Genomic DNA, 23,215 nt, shown 5'->3' with positions numbered 1-23,215 from the left:
GTACGTGCTCGGACTAGCCCTGGACAGCCGCCGGGTCCATCCACACGACCTCCCAGGTGTGGCCGTCGAGGTCGTCGAACGAGCGGCCGTACATGAAACCGAGGTCTTGCGTCTGGCCGGCCGGGGAACCACCCGCGGCGAGCGCCTTGTCGACCAGCTCGTCGACCTTCTCGCGGCTCTCGGCGCTCAGCGCGACCAGCACCTCGCTGGTCTTCGTCGCGTCCGCGATCTCCTTCTGGGTGAAGGTCGCGTAGAACGCCTTGGTGAGCAGCATCGCGACGATGGTGTCGCTGATCACGATGGACGCGGCGTTGTCGTCGCTGAACTGCGGGTTGATCGTGTAGCCGAGTTCCGTGAAGAACTTCTTCGAGGCACCGAGGTCGTTCACGGGCAGGTTCACGAAGATCATCTGCTGGTAGGTCGGCGAAGTCATCGGAGTCTCTCCCATTCGGATGTGTGCTGTTCGGAGGGGTAGACCCGGGGGTCGGGCGGAACTCATCGGCGGGTGCGGGATTTTTTCGTACGAGTCTTCGGTGCGAGTTGTTCTGGACGGCTCCGTACGGGCTCCGTACGGGCTCTGTACGGGGTTCAGGTGGTCAGCGGTAGCGCCGCCAGCTCCGCGATCAGGAAGGTCAGCGGGGTGAAGAGGGCGAGGAGGGCTCCCGCGCGCAGGGCCGCGGCGGTACGCAGGGTCGTCGCCGGAGCGCCCAGGCGGAGCAGGGCCTCGGTGGTGTCCGCGCGGGAGTGTCTGGCCTCGGCGGCGGCCGTGAGGAGCGTGGCGACGGTGCAGCCGGCCACGACCAGGGCGCCGAGGGCGGTGAGGGGGCCGAGGGACGGGTCGTCGGCGTCGTACAGGGCGGCCATGGCGTACGCGCCCGAGGCCACCGCGCAGACGACGCCCAGGGGGCGGCCGATGCGGGTCGACTCCGCCATGAGGACGCGGCCGGCGAGGAGGCGGAGGGCGCCGGGGCGGACGGCCTGGAGCAGGCGTCCGCAGAGGTGGGTGAGGCCGGGGCCGGCGAGGGCGAGGCCCAGGGCGGTGAGGGTCCAGCCGGCGAGTACGGCGGCGGGGCTGCCGGTGGCTCCGCCGGGGATGGTGAGGCCGGGGGTGTGGGTGTCGCGGCTGGCGTACGCCTCTACGGCGAGGCCGGCTGCGAGGACCGCGATGCCCCAGGGGAGGTCTCGGGGGGTGGGGTTGGGGGTGGGGAGGGGGTGCGGGTCGGTGGGGATGGGGTCGGGGTCCTGGGCCGGGGATTCAGGGGTGCCCGGGGTGGGGGCTGGGGGGTTGGTCGCGCTGCCCGGCGCTTGCGGGGTGCCGTCTCTCTGTGGGACGGGCGCCGCCCCAGCGGCACTGCTGCCCGCAGCTTGGGCGGGTGTGCCTGCGGCTTGGGTGCGTGCGCGCGCGGCTTGGGCGGGTGTGCCCGCAGCTGGTGCGCGGCGGCGTGTGTCCCGTGGGCGCAAGGTCAGTGCGACCGAGATCGATGCCGCCGCCGGTACCAGGGTCAGGAGGGTCAGGGCTGCCGGGAGGGGGAGGGGGTGGCTGGCGGCCAGGAAGTCCGACGCGGCGCCGTCGAAGGGCATGCCCGTCAGGTCGCCTCGCAGGTGGAGGAAGAACAGGAGGGCCACCATCGAACCCAGGGTGCAGGACAGGGCCGTTGTCGTGGCCGAGACGGCCATCAGGCGGGCCGGGCCCAGGCCGATCGCGGACAGGCCCGGGCGCGGTCGCGTGCCGGGGTCCGTGCGGGCCACCGTCACCGCGAAGTGGACCGTGGCCGCGATGGGGGCCACGCACCAGGCCAGCCGCAGGGCCGAGCCGCCGGCGGAGTCCTGGTGGACGAGGGCGTGCCCCAGGGTGCCCAGGAGGAGGAAACCCGTGGCCGCCGACGCCGTTGCCACCAGCAGACGGCGCAGCTGGACGGCCGACTGGGAGCCGCGGGCTAGACGGAGAGCGAGCACGCGGCCCGACCTTCCGCATCGGTCCCGGCACCGGCACCGGTCCCGCTGCCGGCCCCGTTCCCAGCTCTGGTCTGGCTAGTGCCCCCGTTCTCGCTCTCGGTGACCGGGGGCAGGTGGACGGTGTTCACGTGGCGGCCGTCCAGGAGGGAGACCGTGCGGTCCGCCAGGGATGCCGTCGCCGTGTCGTGGGTCGCCAGGATCACCGTGATGCCGTGTGAGCGGGCCGCTGTCGTCAGGGTTCTGAGGACGTGGGCGCGGTCCGCCTGGTACAGGGGTGCCGTCGGTTCGTCCGCGAAGAGAACCGTGGGGGCCGGGGCCAGCGCCCGGGCGATCGAGACGCGCTGGCGTTCGGACTGGCGCAGTTCGTACGGGCGTTTGCGGGCCAGTTCGCCGATGTCCAGGCGCTCCAGCCACTCCAGGGCCGCAGTCTTGGCGCGTCGGCGGCTGGTGCCGCGCAGCATGAGGGGCAGGGCCGCGTTCTCCCAGACGTTCAGTTCGGGTACGAGGACGGGGGCCGGGTCGATCCAGCCGAACCGGTCGCGGCGCAGCCGTTCGCGGGTGACCGGGCCCATCGTGTGCACGGGCACGCTGTTGAACCAGACCTCGCCCCGCAGCGGTCGTACCAGGCCCGAGAGGCAGCGCAGCAGGGTCGTCTTGCCGCTGCCGCGCGGGCCGCTGACGGCGAGGATCTCGCCCTCCCGGACGCCGAGCGAGACACCGCTCAGCGCCGGCGAGCCGTCGTTGTGCTGGAAGTGCAGGGCGCGTGCCCAGAGCACGTCGTTGTCCGGCGGGGCCACCATCGCGTACACCTCGTTCTGGTCCGTTGTGCCTTGCAGTCCCCCGTGCGGGGGAACGAAAGCAGGGCCGATCGGTTACCAGGCACGCTAAAGATCCTGGGCGTGCACCCCGGACAGCACGCGGCCCGGGGTGCACCCTTCTCACTTGTATGGGTGCAACCCCGGGCCGTGACGAGCTGTTGAACCGCCGGAGGCTACAACTTGGTCCACGCCTCCGTCAGTGTCGCGCGCAGGATCTGTTCGATCTCGTCGAACGTCTCCTGGTTGGAGATCAGCGGCGGGGCGAGCTGGACGACCGGGTCGCCGCGGTCGTCGGCGCGGCAGTACAGGCCGTTCTCGAAGAGGGCCTTGGACAGGAAGCCGTAGAGGATACGTTCCGTCTCCTCCGCGTCGAAGGACTCCTTGGTCGCCTTGTCCTTCACCAGTTCGATGCCGTAGAAGAAGCCGTTGCCGCGGACGTCGCCGACGATCGGCAGGTCGTACAGCTTCTCCAGGGTCGAGCGGAACGCGCCCTCGTTGTCCAGGACGTGCTGGTTGAGGCCCTCGCGCTCGAACAGGTCCAGGTTGGCCAGACCCACCGCCGCCGAGACCGGGTGGCCGCCGAAGGTGTAGCCGTGCAGGAAGGTGTTGTCGCCCTTGTAGAAGGGCTCCGCGAGGCGGTCCGAGATGATGCACGCGCCGATCGGGGAGTAGCCCGAGGTCATGCCCTTGGCGCAGGTGATCATGTCCGGGACGTAGTCGAACTTGTCGCACGCGAACATCGTGCCGAGACGGCCGAAGGCGCAGATGACCTCGTCGGAGACGAGCAGGACGTCGTGGCGGTCGCAGATCTCGCGGACCCGCTGGAAGTAGCCGGGCGGGGGCGGGAAGCAGCCGCCCGCGTTCTGGACCGGCTCCAGGAAGACCGCGGCCACCGTGTCCGCGCCCTCGAAGAGGATCTCCTGCTCGATCTGGTCGGCGGCCCAGCGGCCGTACGCCTCCGGGTCGTCGCCGAAGAGCGGGGCGCGGTAGATGTTGGTGTTCGGGACCTTGTGGGCGCCGGGGACGAGCGGCTCGAAGGGGGCCTTCAGGGCCGGCAGGCCGGTGATGGACAGGGCGCCCTGCGGGGTGCCGTGGTAGGCGACGGCACGCGAGATGACCTTGTACTTGGTGGGCTTGCCGGTCAGCTTGAAGTACTGCTTGGCGAGCTTCCAGGCGGTCTCGACGGCCTCGCCGCCGCCCGTGGTGAAGAAGACCTTGTTGAGGTCGCCGGGCGCGTAGTTGGCCAAACGTTCCGCCAGCTCCACCGCCTTCGGGTGGGCGTACGACCACACCGGGAAGAACGCCAGCTCCTGCGCCTGCTTGAAGGCGGCCTCGGCGAGCTCGACGCGGCCGTGTCCGGCCTGGACCACGAACAGGCCCGCGAGGCCGTCGAGGTAGCGCCGGCCCTTGTCGTCGTAGATGTACGTGCCCTCGCCCCGGACGATCGTCGGAACGGGGGCGTTCTCGTACGAGGACATGCGGGTGAAGTGCATCCACAGGTGGTCGTACGCGGTGCGGCTGAGGTCCTTGGGGTGGTGGCTGTCGGTCGTCGTCACGGTTATCGGGTTCCCCACATGTAGGTCTGCTTCTTGAGCTTGAGGTAGACGAAGCTTTCGGTGGAGCGCACGCCGGGCAGGGCCCGTATGCGTTTGTTGATGACGTCCAGCAGATGGTCGTCGTCCTCGCAGACGATCTCGGCGAGGAGGTCGAAGGAGCCCGCGGTCATCACCACGTACTCGACTTCCGACATGGCCGTGAGCGCGTCCGCCACCGACTCCGTGTCTCCCTCGACATTGATGCCGACCATCGCCTGCCTGCGGAAACCCACGGTGAGCGGGTCCGTGACGGCGACGATCTGCATCACGCCCTGGTCGAGCAGCTTCTGGACGCGCTGGCGCACGGCAGCCTCTGAGAGGCCCACCGCCTTGCCGATCGCCGCGTAGGGCCGCCGGCCGTCCTCCTGGAGCTGTTCGACGATGGCGAGGGAGACGGCGTCCAACTGGGGGGTGCCGTTCCTGGACTCACGAGTTCTGGGCTCGCGTGCGTCCTTGTGCTCTGCGCTTCGACTGGCCACGGGCTCACTGTGCACGAGGAGTCGACGGTTTCGCAAGGCTCGATCGATGTAATTCGTTGTTCATGAGCCAGTAGCGTGCGGATTTCGCAGCCAATGGGGGAGTGAGGGTGTTGAAAACGTCGGGCTGCGGATTAGGGTGGGTGTGGGTGTGGGTGTCTCAACCAATGGACACCTGAGTCCCCAATGGACACCTGAGTCAGTCGAGACCCGAGTCAATCGACACCGAACCTGGAGGGCCGGCAGTGAGCACCGAGCTGCGTCGTCTGCGCAACTACATCGATGGTGAGTTCCGGGACGCCGCCGACGGGCGGACCACCGAGGTGGTCAACCCCGTGACGGGCGAGGCGTACGCGACCGCGCCGCTGTCCGGGCAGCCGGACGTCGACGCCGCCATGGCGGCGGCTGCCGCCGCTTTCCCCGCCTGGCGCGACGAGACGCCGGCCAGGCGGCAGAGGTACCTCCTGAAGATCGCGGACGCGTTCGAGGAGCGCGCCGAGGACCTGATCGCGGCCGAGGTGGAGAACACCGGCAAGCCGATCGGGCTCACCCGGTCCGAGGAGATCCCGCCGATGGTGGACCAGATCCGCTTCTTCGCGGGTGCCGCCCGGATGCTGGAGGGGCGGTCCGCCGGCGAGTACATGGACGGGATGACGTCGATCGTCCGGCGCGAGCCGATCGGGGTCTGCGCGCAGGTCGCGCCCTGGAACTACCCGATGATGATGGCCGTATGGAAGTTCGCCCCCGCTCTCGCGGCCGGCAACACGGTGGTGCTCAAGCCGTCGGACACGACGCCCGCGTCCACGGTTCTCATCGCCGAGATCATCGGCGCGATCCTGCCCAAGGGTGTCTTCAACGTCATCACCGGTGACCGTGACACCGGCCGGTTCATGGTCGAGCACCCGACTCCGGCGATGGCGTCGATCACGGGTTCCGTGCGCGCCGGTATGCAGGTCGCCGAGTCCGCGGCGAAGGACCTCAAGCGTGTCCACCTGGAGCTGGGCGGCAAGGCGCCGGTCGTCGTCTTCGAGGACACGGACATCGCCAAGGCCGTCGAGGACATCTCGGTCGCGGGCTACTTCAACGCGGGCCAGGACTGTACGGCGGCCACGCGCGTCCTCGTCCAGGAGTCCATCCACGACGAGTTCGTCGCCGCGCTCGCGAAGGCCGCCGCCGAGACGAAGACCGGGCAGCCGGACGACGAGGACGTGCTGTACGGGCCGCTCAACAACCCGAACCAGCTCAAGCAGGTCTCCGGGTTCATCGAGCGGCTGCCCGCCCACGCGAAGGTCGAGGCGGGCGGTCACCGGGTCGGTGAGAAGGGCTACTTCTACGCCGCGACCGTCGTGTCGGGCCTGAAGCAGGACGACGAGATCATCCAGAACGAGGTCTTCGGCCCGGTCATCACCGTCCAGTCCTTCACGGACGAGAAGCAGGCCGTGGAGTGGGCCAACGGCGTGGACTACGCCCTCGCCTCGTCCGTGTGGACGAAGGACCACGCGCGGGCGATGCGGATGTCCAAGGTCCTGGACTTCGGCTGCGTGTGGATCAACACCCACATCCCGCTGGTCGCGGAAATGCCCCACGGCGGCTTCAAGAAGTCCGGCTACGGCAAGGACCTCTCGGGGTACGGGTTCGAGGACTACACGCGGATCAAGCATGTGATGACGTCGCTCGACGGCTAGGGATTCTCTGTGACACGCGGCCCCGGGCGGGAGGTCTCCGTTCGGGGCCGCGTGTTGACGAGGGGTTCCTGAGGGGGAGGGTGCGGGTTCGTCGTGGCTGGTCGCGCAGTTCCCCGCGCCCCTTGGGGGCGCGTCTCCGCCGCTGCCAACGGAATCCGCACCCCCCTTGGTCGACAGGGTGTCGCTGAGGCCCCGTACATCTCGACACGGCGTCGATTGCCTGGGTGTACGTGTGCCGGGCATGCTGCCCGGGTGCCATTGACCCGTGTGTCCGCGCCCCTCACCCGCCGGTCCGTGCTGCGTACGATCGGCGCGGTGGGCGGAGGTGCGGTGCTCGCCGGGTGTGGTGTGCCCGCCGCTTATGTGGCCCCGGGGGAGCGGGCCGGGGCTGATCTCTCTGCCCGGGACAAGCGGCTGACCTGGGCGAACTGGCCCCTCTACATCGACACCGACGACGAGGACACGACGCGGCGGCCCACGCTGGAGGGGTTCGAGAAGCGCACGGGGATCACCGTCGACTATGTCGAGGAGATCAACGACAACGACGAGTTCTTCGGGAAGATCAGCCCGGCCCTGATGAACCACCAGAGCATCGGCCGCGATCTCGTCGTCATCAGCGACTGGATGTGCGCGCGGTTCGTCCGGCTGGGCTGGGTCCAGGAGATGGACCGTGCCCGGCAGCCGAACGTCACCAAGTACCTTGATCCACAGCTCAGTTCACCCGCCTTCGACCCCGGACGTAAGTTCACCGTGCCGTGGCAGTCGGGGATCACCGGTATCGCGTACAACCGCCGCAGGGTCGGGCGGGAGATCCGGCACGTCTCCGACCTCTGGGCGGACGACCTCAAGGGGCGCGTCACGCTCCTCTCCGGGCTGGACGAGGCGTTCGCGCTGCTCATGCAGGGCAACGGGGTCGACATCACGAAGTGGACCGCGGACGACTTCGAGCTGGTCTGCGAGCAGGTCGCGGCGCGGGTGCGCAGCGGGCAGATCCGGCGCTTCACCGGCAACGACTACATCAAGGACCTGGCCAGTGGCGACGTACTCGCCTGTCAGGCGTACTCGGGCGACGTGATCCAGCTTCAGGCGGACGACCCGGACATCCGCTTCGTCGTCCCGGAGGAGGGCGCCGAGCTGTGGGCGGAGTCGTTGATGATCCCGAATCTGGCGCGGCACAAGGCGAACGCGGAAGCGCTGATCGACTACTACTACCAGCCCGAGGTCGCCGCCGAGCTGGCCGCCTGGGTCAACTACGTCTGTCCGGTACCGGCCGCACAGGACGTGCTGGCGTCCTCGAAGGACGAGGACACGGCCGCTCTCGCCGAGGACCCGCTGATCTTCCCCGACACCGCCATGCGCAAGCGGCTCGCGATCGCCCGGGACATCACCGGGAAGGAGCGGGTGGAGTTCGCCAAGCGGTGGAACGTGATCGTGGGGTTGTAGCCTCGCCGGTCGCCCCGCAGCGCATGGCTCTGTCTCTTGGCTCTGTCTCTGGCCCAGGTGTCGGCGGGCGCGGTCGCCCCTCCCTGACTGCCCGCCCACGACGTCCGGGCCGCTATCCGGACTGTCGGACGATCACCCGCGCCGGTTCGGGGGCGAGGCCAGCTGTCGGCAGCCCCAGTGCGTGGCGTGCGGCGATGCGGCCGAGGGACTCCGCGTCCAGCCGTACGGTGGTCAGCGCCGGTGAGAAGAGTGCCCCGTGCGGGGTGTCGTCGAAGCCGATGACGGCGAGGTCCTGCGGGGCCCGCAGGCCGAGGTGGCGCATCGCGGCGAGCGTCACGAGGGCGAGGTCGTCGTTGTAGGCGGCGAGGGCGGTGACGTCCGGGTGTTCGGCGCGGAAGGTCCGTAGCCGTTGCCCGGCGGCCTCGGGGTCACCGGGGAGGACGAGCGTCGGGCAGTCGGCCAGGCCCGCGGTGTGAGCGGCCTGCCACATGAGGCGCTCGCGCAGACCGGCCAGGGTCTGGAGCTCGGCGGTGTCCGGCAGGACGGTGGCGATGTGTCGGTGGCCCCGCTCGACGAGGTACTGGACCGGGACGTCGGCCTGTGCGGAGAACGCGGTGAGGGAGGCCCCGAGGCCGGTGGCGAGGGCGTCCGCGTGGCCGGCGTCGCCGAGATCGATCACGGCCCGCGCGGAGACGGCCTGGGCCACGTCGGAAAGGGCCTGCGAGGAAAGGTGGCCGTGCAGCACCAGGAGTACGTGCTGGTGCGACGCGAGTTCGGCGTCGAGGCCGCGGATGTAGCTGCCGAGGCCGCTGCCGGTGGGCACCCCTTCGACGTTGAGCAGGACGATGCGGGACGCCCCTTTGCGCAGCGCCTGCGCCGAACCGTTGGGGACGTAGTCGAGGGTGCGGGCGGCCTCCCGGACCCGTTCCCGTGTCTCCTGCGAGACGTGCCCGGCGGCGCCGTTGAGGACGAAGCTCACCGTCGTCTGCGAGACACCGCTCGCTCGGGCGACGTCCTTGGCCGTCACGCGCGGGGAAGGTCGCGCGGACTGTCGCGGGGACTCGCTCACTTGCTCGCTCCTCGGGGCGCCGGGCCGTGGGCGGGCCTCTTGGGTGTACTCCGCTCCGGGTCCCGGGTCTTGTGCGGTCTCGGGCCCGCTGGTTAGGCTACCGCGAACCCATGGTAATACGATTTACCAGATGGAAGAGTGCCCATGAAGCTCGACCTGGTCGCCCCGGAACTGCGCCGCGGCGTCACGCGGATGCCGCGACTGCCGCTCCGCCCGAGGTGGGTGTTGCGCGGTGTGCGCGCCCTGGCCCGTCGGCACAGTCCGGGCGAGCCGGTGCGGGGCGTCGACGTCGACATCGTCGACGAAGGCCAGGGCATGCGTGTGTACACCCCGGCCGACGGTGGTTCGGGGGCGGCACTGCTGTGGGTGCACGGCGGTGGATACGTCATCGGCGACGCCTTGCAGGACGAGGTCTTCTGCTCCGCGACAGCCCACGCCCTCGGCATCGTCGTCGTCTCGGCGAACTACCGCCTCGCCCCTGAACACCCCTTCCCGGCCGCTCTCGACGACACCTTCGCCGCCTGGGAGTGGTTGGCGAAGGCGGCCGGTTCCCTGGGGATCGACCGGGAACGCGTCGCCGTCGGGGGTGCCAGCGCCGGTGCGGGGCTGGCCGCCTGCCTGGTGCAACGGCTGCACGACGCAGGCGGTGCCCGGCCGGTCGCGCAGTGGCTGTTCGCCCCGATGGCCGACGACCGCACCGCCACGCGCCGCGAACTGGACCAGGTCCAGCACCGGGTGTGGAACAACGCCGCGAACCGGTTCGGCTGGGGCGCCTACCTCGGCACCGAGCCCGGCGGCCTCCGCACCCCCGACTACGCGGTCGCGGCCCGCCGCGCCGACCTGCGCGGACTGCCACCGGCCTGGATCAGCGTGGGCGACATCGACCTGTTCACCGACGAGTGCCGCACCTACGCCGACCGCCTGCGCGGCGCGGGCGTGGACTGCGTCTTCGACCTCGTCCCCGGCGCTCCCCACGGTTTCGAGACATGGGCTCCCGACTCGCGCCTCGCCCGGGAGCTGCTGGAGCGCAGCCGCGCCTGGCTGGGCGCACAACTGACCGGATCGACTTCGTCGGCGGTTCCCGGCGAGGCGTAGCTCTTCATCGGGCCTTCCTCGCGCCTTTCTCGGGCCTTCCTCGGCGTGTTGAGGACGGTGAATGAAGCCGGTCGGCCCGAAGGCCGACCGGCTCGCTCCATGCGGGCCGGTGTCAGCCCATGTGGACCGGGGCCGCGCCCTCGACGTGCTGCTGCTTCTTCGCGTTGATGGCGGTCGCGGTGATCACCAGGGCCGCCAGGAACATGACCGACGCGGCGGCGAAGGCCACGGTGTAGCCATGGGTCAGGGCCTCGCCCGCCTTCGCGGTCAGGGCGTGGTCCTGGGTGGCCAGGCCCCGGTAGAGGGAGGAGGCCGCCTCGGGGAGCCTGTCGTCGGCGGCCGTGGTGGAGAGCGTCGACAGGACGGCGAGGCCGAGCGCGCCGCCGATCTGCTGGGCGGTGTTGAGCAGTGCGGAGGCGCTGCCCGTCTCGTGGTGCTCCACGGCGTGGACCGCGCCGAGGGTCATCGGGACGAAGCTCATGCCCAGGCCGAGGGCGGTGACGAACATCGCCGGCATGAGATGGGCCGTGAAGGAGGAGTCCGGTGTGAGGGCGGCGAACCAGAACATGCCCCCTCCGGCGACCAGCAGCCCGGGCGCCGCCACGACGCGCGGAGCGACATGCGTGACGAGCTTGGAGCTGACGCCGGCCGCGATGCCCATGCCCAGACTGAAGGGCAGATAGGCGAAGCCGGTCTTCACGGCGCTGTAGCCGAGGATGAGCTGCATGTAGAGGGTGAGGAAGTAGAAGAAGGCGATCATCCCGGCGCCGATGAACAGCATCGTGGCGTAACTGCCGGACCGGGTGCGGTCCTTGAACAGTTGCAGGGGCATCATCGGGTGCGCGGCGCGCCGCTGGCCCACCAGGAAGACGGCCAGCAGTACGGCGGCCAGCGCGAAGGACGCCAGCGTGAGGCCGTTGGTCCAGCCGTGCTCGCCGCCGCGGGTGATGCCGTACACCAGGGAGATCAGACCGCCGGTGCCGGTGACCGCGCCGGGCACGTCCAGGCGGCCGGGGTGGCGTTCGGCCTCGACGAGCAGCCGGGTGCCGGCCAGGACGGCCACGCCGATGGGGATGTTGACGAAGAACACCCAGCGCCAGTCCAGGGTGTCGGTGAGCACACCGCCGAGGAGCAGGCCGACGGTGGCGCCGATGCCGGCCATGGCCGCGTAGACCCCCATGGCCTTGTTGCGTTCCTTGCCGGCGGGGAACGTGGTGGTGATCAGGGCCAGCGCGCTGGGCGCCGCGAGTGCCGCGCCGACGCCCTGGAGGACGCGGGCGAGGATCAGCACGCCCTCGTTCTGGGCGAGGCCGCCGAGCAGGGAGGCCACGGTGAAGACGGCGATGCCGATCTGGAAGACCCGGCGCCGCCCGTAGAGGTCGCCGGCCCGGCCGCCGAGCAGCAGCAGTCCGCCGAAGGCCAGGGCGTAGGAGTTGACGATCCAGGCGAGGTTCGCGTCGGACACGTCGAGTTCTGTCTGGATGGCGGGCAGGGCGATGTTCGTGATCGTGGCGTCGAGGATCAGCATCAGCTGGGCCGCGGCGATCACGACGAGGGCGAGCCCCAGACGGTGTGGGCCACCGGGGGCGCCGGTATCCGCGCCGGTGTGGACCGAGGGGGTGACAGTCGCGCTGTCGGAAGGCATGCGAGAACTCCAGAGGGAGTGTGAGGGCGACAGCATTCCCGAGAGCTTCGGATGGGGAAACGGCCCGCTGATCCGTGGGAATGGAGAAATGCGACCGTAGCACCTCCTCCATTCCGGCGAGGCCACGGAAGAGGGGGAATGTGATGTGGTCATTCTCGCGCTTGACATTCTCGCCGGATCCCGTGCAACAGGCCTCCTGATCTGCTCGGACGTCGATTTGCCTTTTCGGTCGAGGTGTGGGCACGGGTGAGTGCGGCCTGCCTTCGATCACACTTTTCCTGGGTTTTCAAATCGCTTTTCTCGCCGCACCCGTCCGAATTGATTCGGGGTACGCATGTGGTGAACTCGGAGTGTCGGCGACGGCCGGGTATGATCGAGACTTGGTGTCAGAAGAGCGACCGGAGGTCATCGGGGGTGAGTGCAACAGTGCGCACGAATACGAGGGACATCGCACGGGCCGCCGTACGGGCGGAGCTGGCCCAGGTGGCCTTCGAGCTGTTCCGGTCCGAGGGGTTCGACAAGGTCACCGTCAATGACCTGGCCGCTGCCGCAGGCGTGTCCCGCTCCACCTTCCTGCGCTACTTCGGGACCAAGGAGGACGCCGTCCTCGGTGCCGTCGACGCGCAGGGCGAGACGATCGCCGACGCGCTGCGCGCCCGCCCGGCCGACGAGGACGACTGGACGGCGCTGCGGCACGCGCTCGCCGTCGTCCTGGAACCCCATCGCCGGGATCCGGCCGGTGCGCTGGTGATGTCCCGTCTGATCATGGAGACGCCCGCGCTGTGCGCGCGCAGCCAGGAGAAGCAGGCCGGCTGGCGGCCCGTCATCGCCGCGGCCCTCGCCGAGCGCGCCGGCTCGTCCGGGCCCACGGCACTGCGCCCGCTGGTGCGTGCCGCCGCCGCGGTGGACGCCCTGAACATCGCCGTCGACCACTGGACCTCCTCCGACGGCGGCCCCGACCTCGACGCCCTCCTCGACGAGGCATTCGCGGCCCTGGTGCCCCCGTCGGCATGATCTGCATGATCTGAACGGCAGGCCGGTTTCACGCGGTGGCAGTTCTTTTGAACGTGTTCAATTCAAGCGTATGCTCCCTCCATGAGCGACAGAGCCGCCCTTCTCAAGGGCATCCGCGCCTGGTTGGTCCTCTTCGTCGTCTGTCTGGTGCTCAGCGGTGCCACCGCCTTCCCCCTCGTGCACGAACTGCGCTGGACCGAGAGCCTGTTGCGGGCCCTGTCCGTCCCCGAGCATCTGCCGGGGCTGATGGACTGGGTCGCGCGCGTCCGTGACGGTCTCGACGCCACCGACGAGCGTTACCCCTTCGTCCTCTACGGCACGGACTGGCTCGCCTTCGCCCACCTCGTCATCGCGGTTGCCTTCTACGGGCCCTACCGCGACCCCGTACGCAACATCTGGGTCGTCGAGTTCGGGATGATCGCCTGTGCCGGGATCGTTCCGCTCGCGCTGATCTGCGGGCCGATCCGGGGAATCCCCTTCTGGTGGACGGTCATCGACATCTCGTTCGGGGTGTTCGGGGTGATCCCGCTGTACGCCGTACGGAAGCGGATCAAGCGGCTGGAGGCGCTCAGCCCGGCGCCCCCGGCCACGGCGGCCGTCACCGTCTGAACGCGGCATCGATGATGCGTGCGGCGACGGGGTTCATGTCGTAGCCCTTCGCGTCGGTCGAGTTGACCGAGTAGACGAGCGTGCGGGACAGGTCGCGGGTGGCGGCGACGATCGTGTTGTAGCCCCAGCGACCGCCCGACTTCCCCCACACCTCCGTGCCGTCGTCGGTGACATGCCGCTGGAGGCCCGCGCTCATCGTGGCCCCGGGGACACCGGCGGGCAGGGTGAACATCTCCGCCAGCTGCCGCTCGGGCACGACCCGGCCACGGAACAGGGCGGTCAGCAGCCGCTCCAGGTCCGCCGTCGTGGAGATCATGGCCCCCGCCGCCCCGCTGTCCGTGGCACCCCACACCGTCACATCGCGCAGTTCCGTCGTCCCGTCCGTGCGCGGCACGGCCTGGTAGCCGTGGTTGTGCGGCCCCCTGATCTCCGGGTCGGTGCCCGGGAGATACGTGTCCCGCATCCCCAGCGGCCCGAAGATCCGGCGGGCCGCCTCCCGCTCGTACGCGTGCCCGGTGACCCGCTCGATCAGCACCTCGAGGACGGTGTAGCCGATGTTGAGGTAGTGCTGCCCGGTGCCCGGCGCGAACTCGGGCTTCTTCGCGGTGGCCGAGGCGACCATCTCGCGGGCCGTGTGGATGTCGAAGCGGTGGGCGTACACCTCCTCGAAGGTGTCGCCGGGGAAGTCGGGGGCCGGAATTCCGCTGGTGTGGTTGAGCAGTTGGCGCACGGTCACGTCTTTGTACGCGGCCGGGATCAGGTCCGGCAGATAGTGCCGGGCCGGCCGGCCGAGGTCCACATGACCCTCCGCCGCGAGCTGCAGCACGACCGCCGCCGTGACCACCTTGGTCGTCGACCCGGCCCGGAAACGCCCGTCCGGGTCCGCCGCCCGCCCGCTCACGAGGTCGTGCACCCCCGCACTGCCGTGCCAGTCCGGGCCTCTGCCACCGACCCGTACGAGTGCGGCGGTCGCGTCCGCGTTCGGCAGCCCGGCGATCGCGGCTCGCAGGGCCTTGGCGTCGGGGCCCTTGACGTGCGCGGTCGTGGTGGTGGTAGCGGTCGCAGGCGCGGAGGTGGCGAGCACGGGTGCGGCCAGCGGGCCGGCCGCCAGGGCGAGGGTGAGGGCGGTGGCGAGAGCTGTGGTGCGTAAGGCGGTGCGGGTGCGTGTGGTCATCGGCTGCTCCTGGAGGCGGCTGGTGTCGGTGTTCACATCCTTGATCCATGAGGGGTGGCGCGGATCGTCACCGAGGATGACGTCGACCCCGGTGTCGGCCCGAGGCCAACTGGGTTACCCCGTACGGAAGTTGTAGGGGATCGCACCTAGGGGCCGTGTCCCGGCCCGCCTCTGCGGGAGGCAAAAAACTGTTATCGGAGGCGCCCCCGATCCGTCTCCCCGGGCGACCTGGTGTGTCACCGGGGTGTGGGGCTGGTGTGCAATAGGGCGACGTAAGGTGCACATACGTACGAGAAAGGGCTTTCGTGGACGGGCGCCAGTGGAGTTCCACCATCGCTGCGGCGCAGGCCGGTGACCGGCGGGCGCTGGACGAGCTGGTCGCGGGCTGGCTGCCGCTGGTCTACAACATCGTCGGCCGGGCCCTGAACGGTCACGCGGACGTCGACGACGTCGTGCAGGAGACCATGCTCCGGGCCGTCGACAACCTCGGCTCGCTGCGCGACCCCGACAGCTTCCGGTCGTGGCTCGTCGCGATCGCGATGCGCCAGATCCGGGACCGCGCACGCCGCCGTACGACCGACACCCTGCGCGACGAGACCGCCGGCGGAGCCGCCGACTTCGCCGAACTCACGGTGCTGCGGCTCCAGTTGGAGGGGCAGCGGCGCGAGGTCGCGGAGGCGGTGCGCTGGCTCGACGACGAGGACCGGCAGTTGCTGTCGCTGTGGTGGCTGGAGGTCGCGGGCGAACTCACCCGGCGTGAGCTGGCGGCGGCCGTCGGTATCAGCCGGCAGCACGCCGCCGTACGCGTCCAGCGGATGAAGGAGCGCCTGGAGGCCTCGCGCGGAATCGTCCGGGCGCTCGACGGCGCCTGCCCCGACCTGCGCGAACTGACCGCCCGCTGGGACGGCGACCCGGACTCCGTCTGGCGGAAGCGGCTGGCCCGGCACATCAGGGGGTGCGCGTACTGCGCGAGCCCCGGCGAGGCGGTCGTCGTACCGGCGGAACGGCTCCTCGTCGGCATCGCCCTCGTCCCGCTCCCCGTGGGCTTCACCCTGTCGCTGGCCTTCGGCGGCAAGACGGCCGCAGCAGCCACCGCCGCCGCTTCCGTCGGCTGGTCGGGCAAGGTGCTCGGCGCCCTGGCCAAGCCGGCCGTCGCCCTGAGCGCCGGGGCGACGATCGTCGCGGGGGGCGCGTACGTCGTGACGCAGGCCCCGGAGGACCCGCCGCCGGCCATCGCGGCTCCCACGGCCCGCGCCCAGTCGCCCGAGGCCCCCACCGCCTCCCCGCCCCGGTCCCCGTCGGCGTCCCCCTCACCCTCGCCCTCGGCCACTCCTTCGCCCTCCCCGTCCGCGACCCGGCCCAAGACCGACGCGTACGGCACGGTCGTCGACGCCGTCGACACGGCCCCCGACCCGAACGCCCGGCCCGCCGTCCTCCCGCACCGGACCGAGTCCGGGATCACCAGCACCGGCGGCGCGCACGCCACCATGAACCATCGCGGGGACAGCGTGACGCTCACCGGCAAGGGCTATGTCCTCGTCCGCTGGCAGATCTCACCGCAGTACCGGTCCGGCAGCCTGGTCATGCCGACCTGGACCGCCCTGAAGGGCAAGCTCTTCCACGTGGCCTCGGGCGGTGGCCGCCGCATGGACGACAGCGTCAGCACCACCGACACCACCGCCACCGGCATGGGCAACGCGACCACCGGCTACACCGTCCTGCCCACCGGCACCCAGCAGATGTGGCAGAACGAGTACTTCTACGTCGACGGCAGCGTCACCCTCACCGTCAACGAACGCGGCGCCGACTACGGCCTCAACGTCTTCCCCACGACCTGGGACAAGGTGGAGCAGGACGTGACCAGCGGACCCCCCGAAGGCGCCACCCGCTACGGCCTGGTCCGCGACACCGGCGGGGACGACACCCCGGTTCCGCAGTACGTCACCCGGTCCATCCCGACCGACCCGGCGACCGTCGCTCAGGCGTCCCGCGTGTAGTTCTCCTGTGCCTCCATGACCTCGTCACCGTGCTCGAAGGCCCACACGCCGAAGGCCTCGACCGGGGCGAGCAACGACCGTCCCAGGCCGGTGAGTTCGTACTCCACGCGCGGTGGCGAGCCGTCGTACGCCCGCCGTCGGACGAGCCCGTTGAACTCCAGCCGCCGCAGCGTCTCGGTCAGCACCTTCTGGCTGATGCCGCCGATCCGGTCCCTCAACTCCCCATGGCGCACGGGCTCGTGGCGCAGCGCCCACACCACCACCGCGTTCCAGGTGTTGCCCAGCAGATCGAAGGCGAGCCGCGCCCGGCAGTCGGCGAGGAAGGGCGGTTCGGTGTCGGTGGCCACGTACCGAATGGTGCCCGAACGGCCTTCTACCGTCAGGCAGATGAGAACGAGCATGAGAACGACACGGCGAATCGGAATCCTCGGTACGGGAGGAATGGCGGACGCCCTGGGCACGCAGTGGGCGCGGGCCGGTCACGAGGTCTTCGTCGGTGGCCGGAACGCCGAACGCGCGGCGGCGCTCGCCCACCGCGTCGGTGCCGTCGGCAGCGGCGACTTGCTGCAGGCGGCGGAACACGGCACCGACGCCGTACTCCTCGCGCTGCCCTACCCGTTGGCGGCGGAGACGGTCGCCGCGCTCGAAGTCCCGTTGCGCGGGCGGGTGTTGATCGACTGCACCAATCCGGTGGGTCCGGGCTTCGTCCTGCTGACGGCGGACGGCCCCTCGGCGGCCCGGCGCATCGCGTCCGCCGCCCCCGCCGCCCACGTGGTCAAGGCCTTCAACCTCTGCCACGAGGACGTCTGGCGTCTGACCCCGCCGGTCTTCGACGGCCGCCCCCTCGCCGTCCCCCTTGCCGGCGACGACGAACACGCGCTGTCCGTCGTACGACAGCTCGTCCGCGACCTGGGCTGCGAGCCGCTGAGCGCCGGAAGCCTGGACCGGGCGGCCCTGCTGGAGGCGACGGCGGCGCTGCTGATCGGGCTGTGGGTGGGGGAGGGGGCGGATGCTCAGGCGATCACGCCGCCACGGGAGTTCGCGGGCGGGCCCGCCTGACAGGAGGGTTCGTCAGCCCTTGCGCAGCGCGCACAACGTGTCGATGCGGTTCGTGGTGATCGAGTCGACGCCCACGTCGAGCAGTCGCCGCATGGAGCGGCGGGTGTCCGGGGTCCACACCGACAGCAGGTAGCCGTCCCGGTGCACCCGTGCCGTGAGGCTCCGGTCGACGAGCGCGAAGCGGTGGTTGAGCCAGCGCGGGCGTACCGCCGCCAGCAGGGCCGGCCGCGGCGGTGCGAGGGTCTTCCAGGTCAGGGCGATCTCGGCGGACGGGTCGGCCGCGCGCACGGCGAGCATCGCCGGGGCGTCCGAGCAGTAGTACACGCGGTCCGCCGCCGCGCACTCCCGGACCACGTCCACCACCCGCCGTACCGCCCGCGCGTCGGGCGACCCCGGCAGATCGATCATCACCCGGCTGCCCTCGGTCACGGCCAGCGCCTCCGCGAGCGTCGGCACCCCGCCCTCCGTCAGCCCGCGCACCTCGGCCGCCGACAGCGCGGCCAGCGGCCGGTCCCGCTCCCACAGCCGCTTGAGCGTCGCGTCGTGCAGCAGCACGGGCACGCCGTCCCGGGTGAGGCGTACGTCGAACTCGACCGCGTCCGCGCCCTTGTCGAGCGCGGAACGCAGGGAGGCGAGCGTGTTCTCACGGACGCTGTAGGGGTCGCCGCGATGAGCCACGGCGGTCACGTTCTGCATGGGTCCATTGTGCTGGGACAGGGCCCGTGGTGTTCCCCGGCGCTCCTCAGGGGGCGAGCCACGCCGAGGTGTACGTGTCGATCTCGGCGGCCAGCGCGGCCTTGCCCGCCGGGTCGAGGAAGGAGGCCTCGACGGCGTTCTTGGCGAGGTCGGCGAGTCCCCACTCGTCGAGGTCGAGCAGCCGGGCGGCGACCGCGTACTCGTTGTTGAGGTCGGTGCCGAACATCGGCGGGTCGTCGGAGTTGATCGTGACAAGGACGCCGGCCCGCACGAACTCCTTGATCGGGTGCTCGTCGAGGGTACGGACCGCGCGCGTGGCGATGTTGGAGGTCGGGCAGACCTCCAGGGCGATGCGCTGCTCGGCGAGGTGCGCGAGCAGCTCGGCGTCCTGCGCGGAACTCGTACCGTGCCCGATTCGTTCTGCGCGCAGATGGTTCAGCGCGTCCCAGACGGTCTCCGGGCCTGTGGTCTCGCCCGCGTGCGGCACCGAGCGCAGCCCGGCGGCGATCGCCCGGTCGAAGTACGGCTTGAACTGCGGTCTCGGTACGCCGATCTCGGGCCCGCCGAGCCCGAACGAGACCAGCCCCTCCGGGCGCAGCCGGTCGTCGGTGGCGAGTCGCGCGGTCTCCTCGGCGGCTTCGAGCCCGGCCTCGCCGGGGATGTCGAAGCACCAGCGCAGTACGGTCCCGAACTCGGCCTCGGCCGACTTGCGGGCGTCCTCGATGGCGTCCATGAAGGCGCGCTCGTCGATGCCGCGCCGGGTCGAGGAGAACGGGGTGATCGTCAGCTCGGCGTACCGGACCTGCTGCCGGGCCAGGTCGCGGGCCACCTCGTAGGTCAGCAGCCGCACGTCCTCCGGGGTCCGGATGAGGTCCACGACGGACAGGTACACCTGGATGAAGTGGGCGAAGTCCGTGAACGTGAAGTAGTCGGCCAGGGCTTCGAGGTCGGTGGGGACCTTGGAGTCGGGGTGGCGCGCGGCCAGCTCCGACACGATCCGCGGGGAGGCGGAGCCGACGTGATGGACGTGCAGTTCGGCCTTGGGCAGCCCGGCGATGAAGGCGTGCGGGTCAGGGACGCCTGCCGCGGAGCGCTGGTGGTTGTCGGTCAAGGGTTCCTCCCCGGGAACGGCGCCCCGGACATGCGACGGTCGGCGGGACGCGGGTGATCGGCTGATCGATGACTCGGGGATCATCGTAGGCCGGGTCCACGGGGAGACGCCCGGGGGATTCCGTCCCGGGGCGGGGAGGGCGCGGGGGAGAGTGGCGGGCGGGGGAGTGGTGGGAGGGGATGCCGAGGTCCCCCGTCGCCCAGTGATCCCGGGCCGTAGCATGACGGGAACGCACGAACGAGGGGACCCCACGCATGTCCGACGCCGCGCAGCCGCCGCACCCACCGGAGAACGTCCCTTCGGAGGGGGCGAGTTCCGAGGGCGCGGCGACCGGTGAGACAGTCAGCGAGAGCCCCGCGAGCGGCACGCCTGCCCGGGTCCCGCTGGACAAGCCTCCGGCCGGGTCGGCCTCCGGCGGCACCACGGACTCCGTTCCCGAGTTCGATCCCTGGGCACCGCCGGCCGAGGACGCCCCGGGCTCCGGGTCCGCCGCCGGCGGTTCCGGCACCACGCAGTTCTGGGACGACGGCGGTACGGTCCCGCCGGTCCCCTCCGTCCACGGCCACCCGACGGTCCCCGCGACGCCTGCGGCCGGCGCGCCCCAGCCTGGTGCTTACGGGCAGCCGGCCCCGGTCACCCCGCCCCAGCCCTCCCAGCCCTGGGCCAACCCCTTCGCCCCGCCCGGCGGTTCCGTGGCGGGCACCCCACAGGACAACCCCTTCGCACCTCCCACCCCGCACGGCTCCTACGCCCAGCCCGCCGCGCCGGTGCCCCCGCCGCCCATAGCCCCCGACGGTCCCGGACAGGCCCCGCACTCCTATCCGGCCGGACCGGTGTACGGCTACCCGCAGCAGCCCGGATACGGCGGTGGCGGCCCCGTGTATGCCCCGCCCCCTCCGGCCTACGGTGGTGGCCCCGGCTACGGCTGGGCCCCCATGGCACCCCAGCCGAGCAACGGCATGGGTACGGCCGCGCTCGTGGTCGGCATCGTCTCGGCCGTCATCTTCTGTCTGTGGCCGCTGGCGATCATCCTGGGCATCCTCGCGGTGATCTTCGGGGTGATCGGGCGCGGGAAGGCCAGGCGGGGTGAGGCGACCAACTCGGGGCAGGCGCTGGCCGGGATCATCTGCGGGGCGGTCGGGATCGTCATCGCTGTGGCGTTCGGTGTCATCGTCATCGCCTTTGGCGACGACAGTGACGCGAGCACCTTTGACGACGGTTACTCGACGTCTCTGTCCCAGGCCGCGCAGCCCCACCAGTAGGCCGGGCGAGCAGGGCTGCGCGGCTTCGGGGCCGTCTTTGTCTGCGGGTTCGTCGTGGCTGGTCGCGCCCACGCGGCGGAGCCGCAGATCGACACAGCCCCGCGCCCCTTTGGGGCGCGCTCCTAGCCCCGCAGTTGCTCCCGCGCCGCCATCAGCGCGAACCCCAGCAGGTTCAGGCCCCGCCAGCGCTCGGGGTCCTGGGCCGCCTCGTCGTCCGCCGTGAGGCCGATGCCCCACACGCGGTCCATCGGGCTTGCCTCCACCAGGACGCGCTCGCCCGTGGCCAGTAGGAACTCCCGTAGCGCGGGATGTGCGGCGAACTTTTGGGCGCTGCCCTCGACCACGATTCCGAACCGCTCGCGCTCCCATATGGCCTCGTCGAAGCCGCGTACGAGCCGGCCGGCCTTCTTCGCCAGTGCCGGGTTCGGTGCCGTGATGGCCCGGTGCTCCGCCTCCGGGTCCTCGAACAGGCGGGCCTTGGCGGCCATCATCCAGTGCTCCGCCGTCGCGTACTCCACCCCGGCCACCGAGAACGGGGCCGGCCACCACTGGCTGAGACAGCTCGCTCCCACGCGGCCGTCCGGGCGTGGCCGGTGACCCCAGAAGTGCAGATACTTGACCCGGTCCCCCGCACGGACTTCCCTGGTCAGAGACTCCAACGAAGTGATCTGCCCCGAATGATCCGGATTCGGCGCGTTTGCGTTGATCTCTGCGATTTTCCCCATGCGTGCGAGTCTGGCAGCCACCACTGACAACGTGCCCCGCCTTTTCCCGTTCGACTCGACACCTGGTCGACAGATTCCGTCGCGTAACCAAATGGCAACAACGGAATCCCTTGTTGGAGTCCACTTACTCTGTCAGGATCGGCACTCAAATCGACCTGGAGCTACGTTGACCCCCGCAGATCGGGGCGGGCGACGGAGGAGAGCGACATGCACGATCCGGGCCATCGCTTCCCGGCGCAGGAGCGGCTCGCGGCCGGCGCGCAGTACATCGCGGGCCGGCTGACCCACGGCACCTCCGGCCGTACGTTCGCGGTCGTCGACCCCGCCACCGGCGACGAGGTCTACACGTACGAGCTGGCCGGTCGTGACGACGTGGACGCCGCCGTCGCCGCGGCCCGTGCGGCCTTCCCGGGCTGGGCCGGGGCCACCCCGGGCGAGCGTTCCGACGCGCTGCACCGCTTCGCCGCCGTCCTCGCCGAGCGCGCCGAGGAATTCGCCCGCGCCGAGTCCCTCCAGTGCGGCAAGCCGCTCAAGCTGACCCGTGAGTTCGACGTGCCGGGGACGATCGACAACACCGCGTTCTTCGCCGGCGCCGCCCGGCACCTCCAGGGGCAGTCGGCCGGGGAGTACTCCGGTGACCACACCTCGTACGTCCGCCGGGAGCCCCTCGGTGTCGTCGGCTCCATCGCGCCCTGGAACTACCCCCTCCAGATGGCCGCCTGGAAGATCCTCCCGGCGATCGCGGCCGGCAACACGATCGTGCTGAAGCCCGCCGAGCTGACCCCGCTGACCTCGCTCCTCTTCGCCGAGGCGGCCACCGCGGCCGGGATTCCGGACGGGGTGGTCAACGTCGTCACCGGGACCGGACTGGAAGCCGGTGAGCATCTCGTCGGGCATGCCGATGTCGCCATGACGTCCTTCACCGGGTCCACCGCCGTCGGCAGGCGCGTCGCCGAGGTCGCCACCGCCACCGTCAAGCGGCTCCACCTGGAGCTGGGCGGCAAGGCACCCTTCGTCGTCTTCGACGACGCCGATCTCGACGCGGCTGTCAACGGCGCCGTCGCGGGCTCCCTCATCAACACCGGGCAGGACTGCACGGCCGCCACGCGCGCGTACGTGCAACGGCCGCTGTACGAGGAGTTCGTCGCGAAAACGGCTGCCCTTATGGACAGCGTCCGGCTCGGTGATCCGTTCGCCCCGGGCACCGACCTCGGGCCGCTTATCTCCCACGCGCAGCGCGACCGGGTCGCCGGTTTCGTCGAGCGGGCGCGTGCCTACGCGCGCGTGGTGACCGGCGGCGAGGCTCCCCAGGGGGAGCTGAAGAACGGCGCCTACTACCGGCCGACCCTGGTCGCCGACGCCGCCCAGGACAGCGAGATCGTCCAGTCCGAGATCTTCGGGCCCGTTCTCGTCGTACTCCCCTTCGACAGCGACGACGAAGGCATCCGGCTCGCCAACGACACGCCCTACGGTCTCGCCGCCTCCGCCTGGAGCCGCGACGTCTACCGGGCGAACCGCGCCACCCGCGAGATCAAGGCGGGCAGTGTGTGGGTCAACGACCACATTCCGATCATCAGCGAGATGCCCCACGGCGGGTACAAGGCGTCCGGCTACGGCAAGGACATGTCCTCGTACTCGTTCGAGGAGTACACGCAGATCAAGCACGTCATGTTCGACAACACCGCGGTTGCCCGAAAGGACTGGCACCGCACGATCTTCGGGGACCGCTGACCGGACACAGGCCGACCGACCAGCGGCCGAACCATCCTCCCGAAAGGGCACCAGC

Annotated in this window: 20 protein-coding genes and 1 pseudogene; 9 read left to right on the top strand and 12 right to left on the bottom strand. The window is 70.8% G+C overall.

Going from position 1 to position 23,215, the window contains the following annotated elements:
* Nucleotides 1–13: 13 nt before the first annotated feature.
* The 5 genes from ACWDR4_RS37845 to ACWDR4_RS37825 form a co-directional block, all read right to left on the bottom strand.
* Nucleotides 14–433, bottom strand: coding sequence for a VOC family protein (locus ACWDR4_RS37845; RefSeq protein ID WP_369033211.1), 420 nt, complete (start codon nt 431–433; stop codon nt 14–16).
* Between the two features lie 155 nt (nt 434–588).
* Entirely contained in the window at nt 589–1,956 is a 1,368-nt protein-coding gene (locus ACWDR4_RS37840; protein ID WP_450415256.1) for a hypothetical protein, read from the bottom strand.
* Nucleotides 1,938–2,756: an ABC transporter ATP-binding protein gene (locus tag ACWDR4_RS37835; RefSeq protein ID WP_450415254.1), complete on the bottom strand. Its 819-nt coding sequence runs from the start codon at nt 2,754–2,756 to the stop codon at nt 1,938–1,940. Before ACWDR4_RS37835 ends, ACWDR4_RS37840 begins: the two co-directional genes overlap by 19 nt.
* A 191-nt stretch (nt 2,757–2,947) precedes the next feature.
* A complete protein-coding gene (locus tag ACWDR4_RS37830) occupies nt 2,948–4,348 on the bottom strand; it encodes an aspartate aminotransferase family protein (protein ID WP_450415253.1) in 1,401 nt (466 codons plus the stop codon).
* Entirely contained in the window at nt 4,333–4,863 is a 531-nt protein-coding gene (locus ACWDR4_RS37825) for an Lrp/AsnC family transcriptional regulator (protein ID WP_450415252.1), read from the bottom strand. The genes ACWDR4_RS37830 and ACWDR4_RS37825 overlap by 16 nt, the downstream gene beginning before the upstream one ends.
* 227 nt (nt 4,864–5,090) lie before the next feature.
* Here ACWDR4_RS37825 and ACWDR4_RS37820 point away from each other — a divergent pair, with 227 nt between their 5' ends.
* Both ACWDR4_RS37820 and ACWDR4_RS37815 read left to right on the top strand, forming a co-directional pair.
* Entirely contained in the window at nt 5,091–6,530 is a 1,440-nt protein-coding gene (locus ACWDR4_RS37820; protein WP_450415251.1) for a gamma-aminobutyraldehyde dehydrogenase, read from the top strand.
* Nucleotides 6,531–6,782: 252 nt separating this feature from the next.
* Nucleotides 6,783–7,973, top strand: coding sequence for a polyamine ABC transporter substrate-binding protein (locus tag ACWDR4_RS37815; RefSeq protein ID WP_450415250.1), 1,191 nt, complete (start codon nt 6,783–6,785; stop codon nt 7,971–7,973).
* 112 nt (nt 7,974–8,085) lie between these two features.
* Here ACWDR4_RS37815 and ACWDR4_RS37810 read toward each other — a convergent pair whose 3' ends face one another.
* A complete protein-coding gene (locus ACWDR4_RS37810) occupies nt 8,086–9,042 on the bottom strand; it encodes a LacI family DNA-binding transcriptional regulator (RefSeq protein ID WP_450415249.1) in 957 nt (318 codons plus the stop codon).
* A 144-nt stretch (nt 9,043–9,186) separates the two neighbouring features.
* On the opposite strand from ACWDR4_RS37810, the gene ACWDR4_RS37805 reads away from it, so the two are divergent.
* On the top strand, nt 9,187–10,137 hold the full coding sequence (locus ACWDR4_RS37805; RefSeq protein WP_450415248.1) for an alpha/beta hydrolase: 951 nt from the start codon (nt 9,187–9,189) through the stop codon (nt 10,135–10,137).
* A gap of 112 nt (nt 10,138–10,249) precedes the next feature.
* Here the strand turns inward: ACWDR4_RS37805 and ACWDR4_RS37800 are convergent, their stop codons facing one another.
* Nucleotides 10,250–11,782 (bottom strand): MFS transporter, encoded by a 1,533-nt coding sequence (locus tag ACWDR4_RS37800; protein ID WP_450415247.1) that lies wholly within the window; start codon nt 11,780–11,782, stop codon nt 10,250–10,252.
* A gap of 414 nt (nt 11,783–12,196) precedes the next feature.
* Between ACWDR4_RS37800 and ACWDR4_RS37795 the strand changes: the two genes are divergently transcribed.
* Together ACWDR4_RS37795 and ACWDR4_RS37790 are read left to right on the top strand one after the other, a co-directional pair.
* Nucleotides 12,197–12,796, top strand: a complete 600-nt coding sequence (locus ACWDR4_RS37795) for an acyl-CoA-like ligand-binding transcription factor (protein ID WP_450415246.1) — start codon at nt 12,197–12,199, stop codon at nt 12,794–12,796.
* 81 nt (nt 12,797–12,877) lie between these two features.
* Nucleotides 12,878–13,405: a hypothetical protein gene (locus tag ACWDR4_RS37790; RefSeq protein ID WP_450415245.1), complete on the top strand. Its 528-nt coding sequence runs from the start codon at nt 12,878–12,880 to the stop codon at nt 13,403–13,405.
* Here the strand turns inward: ACWDR4_RS37790 and ACWDR4_RS37785 are convergent.
* The gene (locus ACWDR4_RS37785) at nt 13,395–14,579 is read right to left on the bottom strand and encodes a serine hydrolase domain-containing protein (RefSeq protein ID WP_450415243.1); all 1,185 of its coding nucleotides are present in this window, start codon (nt 14,577–14,579) and stop codon (nt 13,395–13,397) included. The genes ACWDR4_RS37790 and ACWDR4_RS37785 overlap by 11 nt on opposite strands.
* A gap of 305 nt (nt 14,580–14,884) precedes the next feature.
* Between ACWDR4_RS37785 and ACWDR4_RS37780 the strand changes: the two genes are divergently transcribed.
* Nucleotides 14,885–16,576: an RNA polymerase sigma factor gene (locus tag ACWDR4_RS37780; RefSeq protein ID WP_450415242.1), complete on the top strand. Its 1,692-nt coding sequence runs from the start codon at nt 14,885–14,887 to the stop codon at nt 16,574–16,576.
* On the opposite strand, the gene ACWDR4_RS37775 is transcribed toward ACWDR4_RS37780, so the two are convergent.
* On the bottom strand, nt 16,558–16,923 hold the full coding sequence (locus ACWDR4_RS37775; RefSeq protein ID WP_450415241.1) for a winged helix-turn-helix transcriptional regulator: 366 nt from the start codon (nt 16,921–16,923) through the stop codon (nt 16,558–16,560). The genes ACWDR4_RS37780 and ACWDR4_RS37775 overlap by 19 nt on opposite strands.
* Before the next feature lie 52 nt (nt 16,924–16,975).
* On the opposite strand from ACWDR4_RS37775, the gene ACWDR4_RS37770 reads away from it, so the two are divergent.
* Nucleotides 16,976–17,635, top strand: coding sequence for an NADPH-dependent F420 reductase (locus ACWDR4_RS37770; protein WP_450415240.1), 660 nt, complete (start codon nt 16,976–16,978; stop codon nt 17,633–17,635).
* A 12-nt stretch (nt 17,636–17,647) separates the two neighbouring features.
* Here the strand turns inward: ACWDR4_RS37770 and ACWDR4_RS37765 are convergent, their stop codons facing one another.
* The gene (locus ACWDR4_RS37765) at nt 17,648–18,331 is read right to left on the bottom strand and encodes a glycerophosphodiester phosphodiesterase (RefSeq protein WP_450415239.1); all 684 of its coding nucleotides are present in this window, start codon (nt 18,329–18,331) and stop codon (nt 17,648–17,650) included.
* A 46-nt stretch (nt 18,332–18,377) separates the two neighbouring features.
* Nucleotides 18,378–19,542: pseudogene (locus tag ACWDR4_RS37760) on the bottom strand (adenosine deaminase).
* Between the two features lie 154 nt (nt 19,543–19,696).
* Between ACWDR4_RS37760 and ACWDR4_RS37755 the strand changes: the two are divergent.
* Nucleotides 19,697–20,704, top strand: a complete 1,008-nt coding sequence (locus ACWDR4_RS37755; RefSeq protein ID WP_450415237.1) for a DUF4190 domain-containing protein — start codon at nt 19,697–19,699, stop codon at nt 20,702–20,704.
* A gap of 122 nt (nt 20,705–20,826) precedes the next feature.
* On the opposite strand, the gene ACWDR4_RS37750 is transcribed toward ACWDR4_RS37755, so the two are convergent.
* Nucleotides 20,827–21,459, bottom strand: a complete 633-nt coding sequence (locus ACWDR4_RS37750; RefSeq protein WP_450415235.1) for an NADAR family protein — start codon at nt 21,457–21,459, stop codon at nt 20,827–20,829.
* 177 nt (nt 21,460–21,636) lie between these two features.
* Here ACWDR4_RS37750 and ACWDR4_RS37745 point away from each other — a divergent pair, with 177 nt between their 5' ends.
* Nucleotides 21,637–23,160, top strand: coding sequence for a gamma-aminobutyraldehyde dehydrogenase (locus ACWDR4_RS37745; protein ID WP_450415234.1), 1,524 nt, complete (start codon nt 21,637–21,639; stop codon nt 23,158–23,160).
* The last annotated feature ends 55 nt before the right edge of the window (nt 23,161–23,215 follow it).

The organism is Streptomyces sp. NPDC000878, from assembly GCF_053599695.1.
Note: the sequence above shows the minus strand (reverse complement) of the source record. Positions and strands in the feature narration are given on the sequence as shown.

What these genes read in the sequence shown, in the direction of transcription:
- ACWDR4_RS37845 (WP_369033211.1), bottom strand. Translation starts at nt 433, where the DNA reads ATGACTTCGCCGACCTACCAGCAGATGATCTTCGTGAACCTGCCCGTG.
- ACWDR4_RS37835 (WP_450415254.1), bottom strand. Translation starts at nt 2,756, where the DNA reads ATGGTGGCCCCGCCGGACAACGACGTGCTCTGGGCACGCGCCCTGCAC.
- ACWDR4_RS37805 (WP_450415248.1), top strand. Translation starts at nt 9,187, where the DNA reads ATGAAGCTCGACCTGGTCGCCCCGGAACTGCGCCGCGGCGTCACGCGG.
- ACWDR4_RS37800 (WP_450415247.1), bottom strand. Translation starts at nt 11,782, where the DNA reads ATGCCTTCCGACAGCGCGACTGTCACCCCCTCGGTCCACACCGGCGCG.
- ACWDR4_RS37790 (WP_450415245.1), top strand. Translation starts at nt 12,878, where the DNA reads ATGAGCGACAGAGCCGCCCTTCTCAAGGGCATCCGCGCCTGGTTGGTC.
- ACWDR4_RS37785 (WP_450415243.1), bottom strand. Translation starts at nt 14,579, where the DNA reads ATGACCACACGCACCCGCACCGCCTTACGCACCACAGCTCTCGCCACC.
- ACWDR4_RS37770 (WP_450415240.1), top strand. Translation starts at nt 16,976, where the DNA reads ATGAGAACGACACGGCGAATCGGAATCCTCGGTACGGGAGGAATGGCG.
- ACWDR4_RS37765 (WP_450415239.1), bottom strand. Translation starts at nt 18,331, where the DNA reads ATGCAGAACGTGACCGCCGTGGCTCATCGCGGCGACCCCTACAGCGTC.
- ACWDR4_RS37755 (WP_450415237.1), top strand. Translation starts at nt 19,697, where the DNA reads ATGTCCGACGCCGCGCAGCCGCCGCACCCACCGGAGAACGTCCCTTCG.
- ACWDR4_RS37745 (WP_450415234.1), top strand. Translation starts at nt 21,637, where the DNA reads ATGCACGATCCGGGCCATCGCTTCCCGGCGCAGGAGCGGCTCGCGGCC.